Genomic DNA, 13,842 nt, shown 5'->3' on the forward strand with positions numbered 1-13,842 from the left:
CGGTAGGGCCCACGTGCCGCAGCCGGACGGCGCATGGCACGACGTCGTCGGGCAGGCTGGGGCGCCAGGGCACGCCGCGGCCACCGATCGACGGCCACACCGCGCCTTCTGCGATCACCGGACGAGCTCATCCGCACTTGTCCGGTGATGTGCGAAGTACGGCCGCCGGTGTCCGCACATCGGGTGGGCAGCGTGGTGCCGTGACGATCGACGGCAGCCGGACCAGGCCGCGATCCAGGCGTCGTCGACGTCGACCCGCCGCCCGGCCGGCGCCCGATGCACTCTCAGCTCAGCGGGTCGTCACGTGCAGTCCTGTGCGAGGCGCGTCGGCCCGGCGGCACCAGCTCGGCCACCGCCGCGCACCCAGGGAGCGGTGTCAGCGGTGTGCGCATCGCACGGTCGGCGGGCCGGTCCCGTGCTCCGGGCCTGTCCGACGACGACCCGGCAGCGGTCAGGCGAGGTCCTCGAGCAGCGTCGTCAGCACCGCCTCCTCGTGCACCGCCACACCTCGCTCGGCCATCGCCGCCTGCAGCCCGGGATCCCAGGGCGTGGCGACGGCGCTGCCGGTCAGTGTCACGCCGACGCCGCGGTCGGGCAGGGCAGCCAGGTAGTCGGCCCGGCCGAGTCGCCACGGTGCCGCGCCGCGGGCCAGCACCCGGGCAGCGATGGCCAGTCCCGGCCAGTCGAAGTCACCGTGGTAGCGGACCCGGGCTCCCGCTGCCAGCAGGCCGTCCAGCAGCAGCGCGCCGGCGGTCGACGGGTTGCCCTGCAGGCACACCAGCGGGCCGGGTGCCCCCCGGTCGGCTGCGGCCTGCACCACCTGCGGGTTCTCGCAGACGTGCACGACGTCGTCGGCGCCGGCCCACGGGGTGGGCGCGGCACACAGCTCCCGCAGCGTCACGTGGGTCGGCAGCCCGAGGTCCGCCCGATCGCGCATCATGCCTGCCCACCGGTCCGCCCCGGGCGGTTGCCACCCCAGGACGAGGACCGTCCCGGACACGTCGTCGGTGCGCACCCCGGCCAGCGACCACGACCGGGTCCGCTCGCCCGCGGTGGTGGGGGCCGGCTCGCCACGCGCCGCCGCCAGTCCCCGCAGGGCGATCACCCCGGCCCGCCGGCCGGGGTCCAGGCCGTGCGCGTCGCCGGCGACGAGGGCAGCCAGCTCCCCGAGGGTCCGTGGGGACGGGTCCGCGAGCACCAGCGCCACGGCGCCTACCGCGATCCGAGCTGCCTCCTGGGACGACGGACCGACCAGCCCGGCTGCGCGCAGCCCCGCCGTCCACTCCGGTGCCCACGGCTCCTCGCTCAGCCCGGCCGCCGCCAGCATCGCCGCCCAGCCGTGCTCGGCTCCCCGCCGCGCGTCGGTGGAGACCTGACGCTCGGCGACCCGGTCGCGCAGCGGACCGAGCAGCCGGGCGGTGACCTCCACCAGCCCGACCGCGGCCGGCGATGCGCGCAGTGCCGCGTCGAGGTCGGCGAGCACCACCTGCCGCCGGCCGGGCAGCACCCGCCGGCCGAGCAGCCCGCCGAGCAGGTCCGCGGCGGTGTCGTCGAGCGCGACGGTGACCGTGCCGACCGGACGCAGCCCGGTGGCCTCCACCCGGCGCCGGACGGCGGACCACACCGGGCCCAGCGCCGGATCGGCCAGCTCCGCCCACAGTGGCTCGCTCACGTGAACACGTGCCGGGTGGTGCCGTCCCAGTGCACCCGGGTGGTGATCGCCGACGTGCCCTCGGCCCGGCGCACCTCGTAGACGTCCAGCGACGGAACGCCGGGCCCGAAGCCCCACAGGGCGTGACCGGTCATCACGAAGTCCAAGTCCAGGCGCACCAGCTGGGTCATCAGCTCACCGATCGTGCGCTCGTCGACCTTCGCGAAGGCGTCGTCGAGCAGGATGAGCCGCAGCGCGCCGTCGTCGGGCAGCCCGGTGAAGAACGCGTCGGCCGCGGCGAACAGGGCCAGGTAGCTGACCACCCGGGTCTCGCCCTGGGACAGGCGGGCACGGCGGCTGATCCGACGCCGTTCCCCGGCACCGGGCCCGAGGATGAACACGTCGACGGTGTGCCAGGACCGGTGGTCCAGCGCCGCGCGCAGCGCGGTGGCGTAGCCCTGCGCGGGGTCGGTGCGCAGCTGTTCCTCCACCCGCGCCCGAAGCAGGTCGGTGAGCTCGGCGTTGGCGTCGGCCGACCGGGCCGAGGCCCGGGTCAGCACCAGCTGCTCGATCCGGGCCGCCGTCCCACCCGCGTCGTCGGCCAGCGGCCAGCGGATCTCCACCCCGATGCCGTGGCTGGTCCGGATGCCCGCCAGCCGCTCGTTCATCAGCTCCACCTGCCGGGTCGACCACAGCAGCTGCTGGCGCAGCTCGTCGGCCACCGAGCCGAGCACGAAGGTGGTGAACACCCGTTGCTCCCGCTCGGTCAGCGCGATCCGACCCAGGTCCCGCCGCCGGACGAGCTCGGCCACGGCAGCCGGGAGGGTGCGCCGTCCGGTGGCCTCGGCGATGGCGACCAGGTTGACCCCGTCGACCACCGACGTCAGCAGGTCGTAGTCGGCGGGGTCGCGCCGCTTGTCCAGCTCGCGCAGCGCCCGCTGGTAGCCGTCGAGGTCCGGCTCGGGCAGTGGATCGGGCAGCCCGGCGAGCAGCACGTCGACGAGCGGGCCGTCGACGGGCACGCTGCCCAGGCCCGCGCTCTCGGCCAACCCGGGCAGGCCCGCGAGGGAGCGCAGCGACTGCTCCGCGGTGTCGGCGGCCGCGCGGGCCGCCGAGGCGGCGTCCTCGGCGGTGCGCGCCTGCGCCTGGGCCTCGATCTGGGTCCGGTAGGTCGCCAGCCGCTGCGCCTCGGCGCCGCGCACGGCCTCGTCGGCCGCGGTGACCGCCTGCTCGGCGGCCCGCAGCTCCGCGCGTGCGGTGTCCGCGTCCAGCCCGGCGGCCAGCTCCGCGGCCGCCAGCGCGGTCGCCGCCTCGTGCCAGACGGCGCGCTCCCGCTCGGCCCCGGCCTCGGCGTTCCTCCGCTCGGCGGCGGCGGCGTCCGCGCGGGCGCCGGCAGCCGCAACACGGCCCAGGGCGCGCATCAGCTCGGCGAGGCCCGCCCCCGCAGCGGTGGCCGCGGCGACGGCCTGCCCGGCACCGTCCCGGGCCGCGGTGAGCACCGGTTCGTCGGCGGTCAGCCCGAGCCGTGCGCAGGCGTCGACGTGCCGCTGCTGGTCGGCGTCCCAGGCCACGCGCACCTCGGCCGCGGCCCGCTCGAGGCGGGAAGCGGCGTCGGACTCCCGGTCCAGTTCCCGCTCCGTGCTGCGTCGGTGGGCGAGGGCGTCGCGCACGTCCCCGCTGCGCGGCGCGGTGGCCACCAGCCGGTCGAGCCCGGCCAGGTCGTCGGCCAGGGCGGTGAGCAGGTCGTCGACCCCGGCGACGGACTCGGCGACCTCCCGCAGCTCCCGCTCGAGGGCGGCCAGCTGCTCGCTGCGGTGCCGTGCCCGAGCGGTGGAGCCGATGTGCCGGGCGTGTGGGACCGCATGCCGGCCGGTGAGCACGCCCAGCCGGAAACTGCCGTCGGGGTGCAGCCAGCAGGTGCCGGACCGGTCGTCCCAGGCGACCCGGGACAGCACCGCGGTCACCTGCTCGACGGTCACACCACTGCCCGGGTCGGGGACGAGCACCTCGGTCAGTGGGCGCCCGGCGAGAGGTCCGGCGGCGTCCACCAGCAGGTCACCCGTCCCGGCGCTGGCCGCACCGTCGGGCGTGAGGACGGCGGTCAGCAGCCCTGATCCGATCAGCGCCGCCTCCACGCCGGCCTGGTCGTCCGGCCCGGTTCCGGCCGCGAAGTCGACGACCCGCCACAGCGCGACCCCGTTCGGTGCGCCGACCCACCCGGGCCGGTCGGGCTCGGGGTCCTTCTCGGCCAGCAGGTCCGCTCGCCGGAGGGCCAGCTCGTCGGCGCGGCGCTCCAGCCCGGCGCGCTGCTGGCGCAGCTCGGTGCGCGTGGTGAGCAGGCGCTCGGTGGCACCGCGCGCTGCGTCCGCGGCTGCCCGGTCCAGACCGTCGAGGGCGGAACCGTCCACTTCCTCGTCGGGTGCGGGCTGGGCGAGCCAGCTGCCGACGGCGGTCGCGTCCCAGTCGACGCCGTCGAGGTGCAGCGTCGTCTCCGGCGTCTGGACCCACCCGAGCCAGCGGGCACGGAGATCGTCGGCCGCCGACCGGACGGTCTCCCGGGCCGCTCCGCGTCGAGCGGTGGCGTCCCGGACCCGGGCCTGCGCCTCGTCCCGCCGCTGCTCGGCGGCCCGCACCTCGACGAGCTGCCGGGACAGCCGACGGGTCTCCGTCACCCGCAGGTCGAGCAGCTGGCGGCGCTCCGCGGCGGCCTGCCGCACGGCGCTGGCGCCGGCCTGAACCGCGACCGGGTCGACGTCGCCGAGGTCGAGGCCGGCGCGTGTGGGGCGGCGGAACGACTCAGGGTCGGCGTCCAGACGGAGGCGTACCGCGTCACCGGCCCCAGGGACGTCGACCACCCGCGCGGGCAGCCCGGTCGGCAGCGCATCGGGCAGGCCCGCGGCCGCGCACTGCTCGGCGAGCGTGGTCAGCTGGCCCGAGGCGCGGGCGGCGGCCTCGGCGGCATCGCGGGTCTCGCCCACCACGGCCGCCGCGGCGGTGTCCTCGGCGGCCCGGGCGGAGACGGCCCGTCCGGCTGCCCCTTCCGCGGTCCGGCGGAGCGCGGCCACGGTGCGCGCCCGCTCGAGCAGGTCACGGTGCTCGGCGGACTCGGACAGTCCGCGCAGGGTGGCCTCGACCTCGGTGAGGTGCTCGGTGGCCGCGCCGAGGGCGCTGGCGGCGCCGGCCGCGTCCGCCTCGGCCTGCACCCGGGCCTCCTCGGCGGTGCGGGCGGCACGCTCGGCGCGGACGCGCTCGCGGGTCGCGGTGCGGGCACGGGCGGTCGCCGCCCCCAGCTCGCCCTGGGCGTAGCGGCGGTAGGCGGCCAGGAACCGTTCCAGGTCGGTGACGCCGCGTTCGAGCCGGTCCTGCAGGGCGCGCGTCTCGGAGATCTCGTCGAGCTTGGCGCCGGCGGCGTCCAGCGTGGCCTGCGACAGCGGCGGCAGCGCGTCCGAGAGCAGGGCGGGCAGCCGGCCCTCGTCGATCCGGTTGCCGACGTCGGGGGAGCGCAGCGTGTGCAGCAGCTGGGTCAGGCCGTCGAAGCGTTCCTCGGCCCTGGCGTCGGTGAGCCCGAACACCTGCTGGCGCACCCGCTCCCGATGCGTGTCGGCGGAGTCGGTCACCTGGTCCGGGCCGATGAGGCGGGCGAGGTCGTCGCGGGGCAGGGCGTGCCGGTCGGCGTCGAGCAGCGGGAGGTCGTGCCCGACGCGGCGCTCGGTGGTGAACCAGTGCACCTTCACGGTGCCCGCGCCGGACGACCAGCGCAGGTGCGCGCCGAGGGTGAGGAAACCGGTGGGCTCGGCGCGGCCGTCGGTGCGCGCCAGCTCCAGCCACAGGTAGCCGACCCGGTTGCCGGACTCCGGCCCACCCACCCGCATCAGCCGGTCGAGGGCGACCTGGCCCGAGCCGCTGGAGTCCATCCGGCGCCGGTCGGCGTCGAGCAGGAAGGGGAGCAGCAGCTCCAGGGCCCGAGACTTGCCGGACCCGTTCGTGCCGCGCAGCACCATGCGGCCACCGGTGAGCACGAACTCGGTGTCCCAGTAGTGCCACACGTTCTGGATGCCCGCCCGGTGCAGCCGCCACCGCGCGGTCATGCCGACCCCTCCGGGTCGAGGTCGAACAGGCCCGGCTCGTCGACCGGTGGCGGCTCGGGTCGCGCCGCGGCGCGGTGGTGGGTGACCTCGGTCCGGTAGCGCGCCGCGACGGCGTGCAGCAGGACGCCGTCGCCGGTGACGCTGGTCAGCGACAGGGACGTGAGCAGGTCCAGCACCGCGGCGCGCAGCGCGGGTGGGTCCTCCCGCAGCCGCCGCTCCCACCCGCGGCCGTAGCGGGCGAGCAGGTGCGCCAGCCCGGCGTCGACCGCCGCCCACGGCACGGCCACCGACGCCGGGTGCGCACCGGTGGCGTCGCGGGCATCGGGGTCGGGCAGGTGCTCGATCACCAGGTGCTCGACCAGCAGCAGGGCGGCCTGCGGCACCGTGCCCGTGCCGGGGAAGGTCAGGTCGCTCAGGGAGGCCTCCGGGTCGTGGGCGAGCACGCCCTCGGCGCGCGTCTCGAGCACCAGGCCGAAGGCCTCGTCGAGCTGACGGGCCAGCTCGCGGCGCTCCCGGGACAGCACGTCGGCCGTCTCGGGGTCCAGGGTCTCCCGCGGGACGACGGGGTGCTCGGCGAGCACCCGACGCAGCCGCCGGCGCGGCGGGTCGTCCGCCGTCCCGGCGAGCAGGGTCGGCGCGTCCAGCTGAGCGGGCAGCGGGCCGGTGAGCAGGTGGGGCAGCAGCGGGCGGTGCACGGTGAGCAGGGCCTCGTCCTTGCGTTCGGCCCAGTTGCTCGTGCTGCCGTCGGTCTCGGTGAGCACGCCCCAGCGGACCAGCAGGTCCAGGGCGGCCACCAGTGACCGGCGCTCCGCGAGCGTGTCGGGGATGTCCAGGCCCAGGCCGGCGGCGTCGGCGCGCACCTGCTCGATCAGCGAGCTCAGCAGCACCTGCTCACCGGAGGACGGCGCCAGCAGCGCAGCCCCGACCAGGCACAGGTGCACGTAGCTGCGGGTGGTGAACGGGGTCCGGTCGGCGCGCCGGGCGGGGGCGGCGGGGAACCCGGGTGCGGGCGGGGTCTTCAGCAGGCGGGCGAACGTCGACTCGACGACCAGCTGGTAGCCCAGCTGGGTGGCGAACAGCACCCTCAGCCCGGTTGCGTGCCGGCGGACCAGTCGCATCGTCTCCGGGTGCCGCGCGGTGGTGAGCACGGGGGTCGCCAGCAGCGCCCGGGCGGCCGTCCGGCGCTCGGCGGCGTCGTGGTCGGAGGTGGTGACGGCGGACCGGCTCACGTGCCCACCGTGATCGACAGGGAGAGCCCGTGCACGGTCGTCCGGCCGTCGCTGGAGTCGACCACGGTGTCCGGGCCGGGCTCGACGTGCAGCGTGAGCCCCAGGTCGGCGTCCGAGCGCCGGGAGGGACCGGTCAGCAGCTGGTCGACGGCGACGACCGCGGCGAGCTGGTCCAGCAGCAGGTCGCGGGCGGCGGGGGAGAGCCGGGCGCCGTGCAGCCTCCCGGCGGCGGTGAGCTCGGCCGCTGCGGCGCGCCGGGCGGCGGCCTCGGCCTCCGCCTCGGCGAGCAGCCGGGCCCGGTCCAGGCCCGGGTCGGGCACCCGGCCCGAGCGACCCCGGGCGGTCCGATCGCCCTGCTCCCGCACGGTCACCGGGACGTCGACCGGCGGGGCGTCCCACCACGACGTCGACGGCGGGATGTGCCCGTCATCGTCCTCGATGCCCAGGGACAGGTGCCGGGCGGGGGCGGCACCGAACGTCGAGGCCCACAGCCGGTGGCTGGTCTCGTCGTCGCAGGCGCTGAAGGCCGACGCCAGCCGCAGCAGGTCGTCGCGCCGGGAGAGCCCGGTGCCGGCGGAGGAGACCATGCGCTTGGCGTTGGTCAGCAGCTGGCCGAGGGCCTGCTCGGCGGCCGAGCGAAGCCGCTCGGGCCCGGACCGGCCGTGCCCGTCGGTGAACCAGGAGCCGAACTCGGCCCAGTCGCGTCCGGTGCGGCCCGGCAGCCGCTCGACGGCGGTGCCGCCGGCCAGGCCGGGCAGGGTGGCCAGCCGGGCCAGGACGGCGGGCAGGTGCGGCTGCAGCTCGGCGAGGGCGTCGACGACCAGCGGGGCGTGCCGGCCGACGTCGGAGCCGAGCAGGTCGACGTAGTCCAGCAGCACGCCCTTGAAGGTGGCGTACTCCTCGCCGGCCAGGTCGTAGCGGCTGAGCACGGTGGCCAGGTAAGCGTAGAAGTCGGCCAGGCTGTCCAGGAACGTGCGCTGGTTGCCGAACAGGGTGGTGACCTCGGCGGCCAGCTTCTCCGGGTCGGCCGGCTCGGCGGTGGCCAGCCGGCGGATGAGGACCAGCCGGTCGGCCGTGCCGGCCAGCAGCTCGCGGGCCACCTCGCGGGCGCCCTCGGTGGTGGCCAGCAGCTCCTCGACCTGGCGGTGGACCCGGCCCCCGAGCTTGGAGATCTGGTAGCGGGTGCGGGCGCGCTGCCAGTCGGCGATGGTGCGCACCCGGGCGTCCCGGACCGAGCGCACCAGGTTGCCCCAGCGGACCAGCTGGTCGCAGCGGTCCTCGACGGTGTCGACGTCGAGCTGCCCGCCGAGCCGGTCGGTGATCTCGGTGGCGGACAGGTCGATGAGCAGGCCGGAGCTGAACAGCCTCATGACCGCCAGGTACTCGACGGTCTGCTCGGCGCCGCTGACGTACCGGTACAACGTGAGGCGGGTCGTGGCGTCGTCGGGTGCTGTCATGCGTTCGTGTCCACGACGGTCAGGCCGTTCGTCTCCCATGCATCGAGCAGTGCCCTGTCCCCACTGACGGCGACGATGCCGGCATCGGCATGGGAGAGAGCCATCGCGCAGTGCACGGCGTCGTAGCCGCGCAGCCCGTGCTCGACCGCCAGCCCAGCGGCGGCACGGACGAGCGGCATGTCGACGGGCAGAGCCACCATCTGGTCCCACCTCTCGTCCAGTCCGCGCAGCGTCGATGTGCGCTCGGCTGTGGACAGCCTGCCCAGCCGGTGGGCCTGAGCAAGGGCAGCCGCCGCCTCGACGAAGCCGAGCTCGGAGCAGACGACCGTCTCGGCCGCGTCCCAGATCCGGCGGCAGCCGGCGCTCGCCGGCTCGGCGACGAGCAGGGGGATGAGGGCAGACGTGTCCAGGTAGACGATCACCTGCGCTGTTCGGCGACCAGGTCCGACAGGGAGACGCCGACGTCCAGTGGCTCGGGTGCCGGGCGCTTCGGGGTGCGTGGCGGTCGGACGACGCCCTCGGCGATCAGCCGCTCGAGCGTCGTCGGCTGGTCGATCGGGACGATCCGCGCGACGGGGCGGCCGTGGTCGGTGATGGTGACCGTGTGCCCGGCCCGGACAGCGGCCAGGTGCCGGCTCAGCCCGTCGCGGAGCTCCTTGATGCCCACCGATGTCATCCCGCCTCCTGGTGGCTAGATCGTGAACCTGAAAGTAGCCACGTCGAGCAGTGATGTCCATGGGAGAACACCCGGGTCTGTGCCTGCCAGGGCGTGGTCCCGGCTGTCCGACCTGGAGCCTGCGGACTACGGAGCCCAGTTGGCAGGCATCCCGAGAATGTCAGCCCGTGCTCGTAGCTTCTGCGAGCAGTTGTTGGCGATCAACCGGAGGAAGGTGCTTGATGTCTGTTGAGGACGTCGCTGCGGCCCGCCCCTCCGCCGAAGTCACTCACCGTCGACTTCTGGTGACCGAGAAGGATGCTGCCGGCTTCTATCGGCCGGTGGGCTTTCTCGGGGCCTCCGTGCAGGACGCCACGGTCGAGTACACCTTCCAGTACCTGCGATCGGCGGTGGAGCGAGACGGATTCCGCGCCTTCCTCGGGTTGTCCGACAGCGGGCGCGTCTACCGGTCGGAGGGCCTCTTCCCGCTGTTCGCCGAACGCATCATGGATCCGCGGCGGCCTGAGCACCCGATGTTCCTGGCGGCCCTGGACCTCTCCGACGAGGTGACCCCGTTGGAGGTCCTGGCCCGATCGGGAGGTCAGCGGGCCGGCGACGGCATCATGCTGTTGCCCGTCCCGGAGGTCGCCTCCGACGGGTACACGCACTGCACATTCCTCGTGCACGGGATGCGCTTCGTGCCGGGCGCCGATGAGCGGGCCGGGAGGCTGTCCACGGGCGAGGTGCTCGGTATCCGGCTCGAGCCCGGGAACGCCAGCAACCCGCACGCCCTGCTGATCGTCGACGGCGGAGGTCAGCCCCTCGGGTACGTCCCGGACGCGTTGCTGGACTACGTCCATGCTGTCGAGGGCGCTCGGGTGATGGTGCTGCGCGTCAACGGGCCCGAGGTCGGCGCCCGTCTGCGCTTGCTGGTCCGGCTGGAGGGTCGATCGGATCCCGGTGCCCCGCCGTTCACCGGCTCCGACTGGGCGACCACCGGCTGACCGTCGTCAGCGGGCGTCCTGCCGCCGGCGCTCAGCAGTCGGTCGCGGCCAGGGCCTGGGCCAGGTCGTCGGCGAAACGCTGCACCACCGGGGGCAGCTGCCGGCCGGCCTGCGCCTGCACCTGCAGCGAGCGGCGGGAGAGCTCCGCGCCGTCCAGCGGCACGGCTACCAGCCCGTCCGCCGCGCTCGACAGCGACACCCGGCCGAGCACGGCGACCCCGCCGGCGTCGCGCACGAAGCGGAGTGCGGCGGTGGAGGTGTCGCACACGAAGGCGGGTTCCAGCACGCAGCCGGCACTGGCACCGGCCAGGTCGACCAGGGCCCGGTTGGTGGTCGAGGTCGGCGGCAGCACCAGCGGGTGGCCGGCCAGCTCGGTCAGCGCCACGGAGGCGCGCCCGGCCAGCGGGGAGTCCGCGCGCACGACGGCGACCAGCGGTGCCGGCTGGGCGTGCAGCACCCGCACATCGGGGTCGGCGGCGAGGGTGAAGGTGACCCCGAGGTCGCAGGCGCCGTCGCGCACGCGCTGGGTGACCGCCCCGGGCGCGGTGAGGGTGAGCGCGAACCGCACGGCGGGGGAGCGCTGCCGCGTGGCGGCGACGACGCGGGGCACCAGGTCGTGGCCCGGCCCGTCGCTGGCGGCCAGCCGCACCACCGGTCCGGTCGAGCGGCGCTGCTGCACCTCCTCGACCACGGCGGAGGCCTCGGCGACCGCGCGCCGGGCGTAGCCGGCGAAGGCGTGCCCGGCCGCGGTGGGCACCACGCCGGTGGCCTGCCGTTCGAACAGCGGCGCGCCCACCTCGCGTTCCAGCCGGGCGAGCTGGCGGCTGACCGCCGACGCCGCGACGAACAACCGGCGGGCGGCCTCGTTGACCGACGACGTGCCGTAGACGGCGAGGAAGTAGCTGAGCGCCGGGTCGACGAGGGGCACCGGCTCACCCTACTGAGCTGCGGCGTTGCCGCGCCGGCAACGGTTGCACAACGCATCGGCAGGGGGCGGGGTCTTGCCCGGCGCGGGAGGACGCCGCAGGGTCGTCGGGCATGACCCGTGGTGCAGCCCTGGACGGCGCCGTGGCCACCTTCGACTCCGGGCAGTTCCTGGAGCAGCTGCGCCGGCGGGTGGCTCACCCGACCGAGAGCGCCGTACCGGAGCGGGCCGGTGCGCTCCGGGCCTACCTGGCGCAGGAGATCGTGCCGGCGGTCGAGGCGATGGGCTTCACGGCGACGGTGCTGGAGAACCCGCTGTCCCCAGGGCACCCGTTCCTGGTGGCCACCCGGGTGGAGGACCCCGGCCTGCCCACGGTGCTCACCTATGGCCACGGCGACGTGCAGCCCGCGCACCCGCAGCAGTGGCGGGCCGGGCTGGACCCCTGGCAGGTGACCGTCGAGGACGGCCGCTGGTACGGCCGGGGCGTGGCGGACAACAAGGGCCAGCACACGGTGAACCTGCTGGCCCTGGAGCAGGTGCTCGCCGCCCGCGGAGGCCGGCTGGGCTACAACGTGACGCTGCTGCTGGACATGGGGGAGGAGTCCGGCTCCCCGGGTCTGGCCGAGCTGTGCGCCGCCGAGCGCGAGCTGCTGGCCGCCGACCTGCTGATCGGCTCGGACGGCCCACGGGTGGCCGCCGACCGGCCGACGGTGTTCCTGGGCACCCGCGGCTCGGTGAACCTGACCCTGCGGGTGCAGCCGCGGGCGCAGGCGCACCACTCGGGCAACTGGGGTGGGGTGCTGGTCAACCCGGCGCTGCGGCTGGCGCACGCACTGGCGAGCCTGGTCGACGCCCGCGGCGCGCTGCGGGTGCCGGCGCTGCGTCCGCCCACACTGCCCGACGCGGTGCGTGCCGCGCTGGCCGACGTCCCGGTCGACCAGGGCCCGGACAGCCCCGCGCTGGACCCCGACTGGGGCGAGCCGGGGCTCACGCCGAGCGAGCGGCTGTTCGGCTGGAACACCCTGGAGGTGCTGGCGATGACCGCCGGTGACCCCGACGCCCCGGTCAACGCGATCCCGCCGTCAGCGAGGGCGCACTGTCAGCTGCGCTGCGTCGTCGGCACCGACGTGGCCGGGGTGGGCGGCGCCGTGCGCGCGCACCTGGACGCCGAGGGCTTCGGTGACGTCGTCGTCGAGGTGGAGCACACGATGGCCCCGACCCGGCTCGACCCGGACGACCCGTGGGTGGCGTGGACGCTGGCCAGCCTGCGGCGCAGCACCGGGACGGCGCCCGCGCTGCTGCCCAACCTGGGCGGGTCGCTGCCGAACAACCCGTTCGTCGAGGTGCTCGGGCTGCCGACGGTGTGGGTGCCGCACTCCTACCCCGGGTGCGCTCAGCACGCGCCGGACGAGCACCTGCCCGCGGCGCTGGTGCGGGAGTCGCTGCTGGTCATGGCCGGGCTGTGGTGGGACCTAGGGGAGCTGCCGACCTGGCCGCCGTCCCCGCTCGACGACCAGGAGGACACGCGATGAGCGACGTGCGGACGCGACCGGCACCGAGCCCGACGCGGGTGATCGCCGCGGCCTGCGTGGGCAACGCGCTGGAGTGGTACGACATCGCGGTCTACGCGTTCTTCGCGGTGTACGTGTCGCGGGCGTTCTTCGACGACAGCGACCCGGCGGTGGGACTGCTGCTCGCGCTGGGCACGTTCGCGGTGTCGTTCCTGATCCGCCCGGTGGGGGCACTGGTACTCGGCGGGTACGCCGACCGGGTGGGGCGCACCCCGGCGCTGTCGCTCTCGCTGGCGCTGATGGTGCTCGGCACGCTGATGATCGTGGTGATGCCGACGTACGCCTCGATCGGGGTGTGGGCCTCGATCGGCATCCTGGTGGCGCGGCTGGTGCAGGGCTTCGCCGCGGGCGGGGAGTTCGGCAGCGCCACGGCGATGATGGTCGAGCACCTGCCGCACCGGCGCGGGTTCGCGGCCAGCTGGCAGTTCACCAGCCAGGCCGTCAGCTCGCTGCTCGCCGCCGTGATCGGCACGCTGCTCACCACGCTGATGAGCGACGACGCGCTGCAGTCGTGGGGCTTCCGCATCCCATTCGCGGTGGGCCTGCTGGTGGGGCCGGTGGGCATTTACATCCGCCGGCGGGTGCCCGAGGCCGAGCCGACCGCCGCGGCGCAGGCCGACACCGAGCCGCGCACCCCGGTGCGGGAGGTGCTGGCCGCGCACAAGGTGGCGGTGCTGCTGACCATCGGCGCGCTGGCGGTGACCACCTGCCTGAACTACATGATCAGCTACATCCCGACGTACGCGATCAACACCCTGGGCCTGGCCGACTCCGCCGGGTTCGTGGCCACGCTGGTGGGCGGGCTGGTGCTGCTGGTGGTGTCACCGCTGTCGGGTCACCTGTCGGACCGGTCGGGCCCGACGCGGATCATGCTGCCCGGCGCGGCGGCGACGCTGCTGCTCATCTACCCGCTGTTCGCGCTGATGGTCTCCACGCCCGGGCTGGGCGTGCTGGTGGTCGTGGTCGGGCTGATGGCGCTGCTCAAGGGCGCCTACTACGGGCCGCTGGGCATGCTGATGGCCGACCTGTTCCCGACGCGGGTGCGTGCCACCGGGATGGCGGTGGGTTACAACATCGGTGTCGCCGTGTTCGGCGGGGCGACGCCGCTGGTGGCGCAGTTCCTGCTCGGCGCCACCGGGACGGCCGCGGCGCCGGCGTTCTGGGTCATGGTCGCGGCCGTGGCGAGCCTGGCCGCGGTGTGGGCCTGCCGCAACCGCCAGCCGCAGCGCGACTGACGGTCGGGGACGGTGGCCGGGCGGGCG

The 13,842-nt window shown here is 75.5% G+C and carries 10 protein-coding genes; 3 read left to right on the forward strand and 7 right to left on the reverse strand.

Features of this window, described 5'->3' with window-relative positions:
* Window positions 1–451: 451 nt before the first annotated feature.
* Genes G1H19_RS15375 through G1H19_RS15400 form a run of 6 tightly spaced genes read right to left on the reverse strand, consistent with a single transcriptional unit; the run spans window position 452 to window position 9,101 of the window.
* Window positions 452–1,672: a TIGR02679 family protein gene (locus G1H19_RS15375; protein ID WP_162392373.1), complete on the reverse strand. Its 1,221-nt coding sequence runs from the start codon at window positions 1,670–1,672 to the stop codon at window positions 452–454.
* A complete protein-coding gene (locus tag G1H19_RS15380; RefSeq protein WP_152727321.1) occupies window positions 1,669–5,739 on the reverse strand; it encodes an SbcC/MukB-like Walker B domain-containing protein in 4,071 nt (1,356 codons plus the stop codon). Before G1H19_RS15380 ends, G1H19_RS15375 begins: the two co-directional genes overlap by 4 nt.
* Window positions 5,736–6,968, reverse strand: coding sequence for a TIGR02678 family protein (locus tag G1H19_RS15385; protein WP_152727322.1), 1,233 nt, complete (start codon window positions 6,966–6,968; stop codon window positions 5,736–5,738). Before G1H19_RS15385 ends, G1H19_RS15380 begins: the two co-directional genes overlap by 4 nt.
* Window positions 6,965–8,425, reverse strand: coding sequence for a DUF2397 domain-containing protein (locus G1H19_RS15390; protein ID WP_162392372.1), 1,461 nt, complete (start codon window positions 8,423–8,425; stop codon window positions 6,965–6,967). Before G1H19_RS15390 ends, G1H19_RS15385 begins: the two co-directional genes overlap by 4 nt.
* Entirely contained in the window at window positions 8,422–8,847 is a 426-nt protein-coding gene (locus G1H19_RS15395; RefSeq protein WP_162392371.1) for a type II toxin-antitoxin system VapC family toxin, read from the reverse strand. The genes G1H19_RS15390 and G1H19_RS15395 overlap by 4 nt, the downstream gene beginning before the upstream one ends.
* Entirely contained in the window at window positions 8,844–9,101 is a 258-nt protein-coding gene (locus G1H19_RS15400) for a type II toxin-antitoxin system Phd/YefM family antitoxin (protein WP_152727324.1), read from the reverse strand. Before G1H19_RS15400 ends, G1H19_RS15395 begins: the two co-directional genes overlap by 4 nt.
* Before the next feature lie 284 nt (window positions 9,102–9,385).
* Here G1H19_RS15400 and G1H19_RS15405 point away from each other — a divergent pair, with 284 nt between their 5' ends.
* A complete protein-coding gene (locus tag G1H19_RS15405; protein WP_152727325.1) occupies window positions 9,386–10,084 on the forward strand; it encodes a hypothetical protein in 699 nt (232 codons plus the stop codon).
* 31 nt (window positions 10,085–10,115) lie between these two features.
* Here the strand turns inward: G1H19_RS15405 and G1H19_RS15410 are convergent, their stop codons facing one another.
* Window positions 10,116–11,012, reverse strand: a complete 897-nt coding sequence (locus G1H19_RS15410; protein ID WP_152727326.1) for a LysR family transcriptional regulator — start codon at window positions 11,010–11,012, stop codon at window positions 10,116–10,118.
* Between the two features lie 110 nt (window positions 11,013–11,122).
* Between G1H19_RS15410 and G1H19_RS15415 the strand changes: the two genes are divergently transcribed.
* On the forward strand, window positions 11,123–12,541 hold the full coding sequence (locus G1H19_RS15415) for a M20 family metallopeptidase (RefSeq protein WP_152727327.1): 1,419 nt from the start codon (window positions 11,123–11,125) through the stop codon (window positions 12,539–12,541).
* A complete protein-coding gene (locus G1H19_RS15420; RefSeq protein WP_152727328.1) occupies window positions 12,538–13,815 on the forward strand; it encodes an MFS transporter in 1,278 nt (425 codons plus the stop codon). Before G1H19_RS15415 ends, G1H19_RS15420 begins: the two co-directional genes overlap by 4 nt.
* The last annotated feature ends 27 nt before the right edge of the window (window positions 13,816–13,842 follow it).

This window comes from Goekera deserti (assembly GCF_010685995.1).
Classification (GTDB): domain Bacteria; phylum Actinomycetota; class Actinomycetes; order Mycobacteriales; family Geodermatophilaceae; genus Goekera; species Goekera deserti.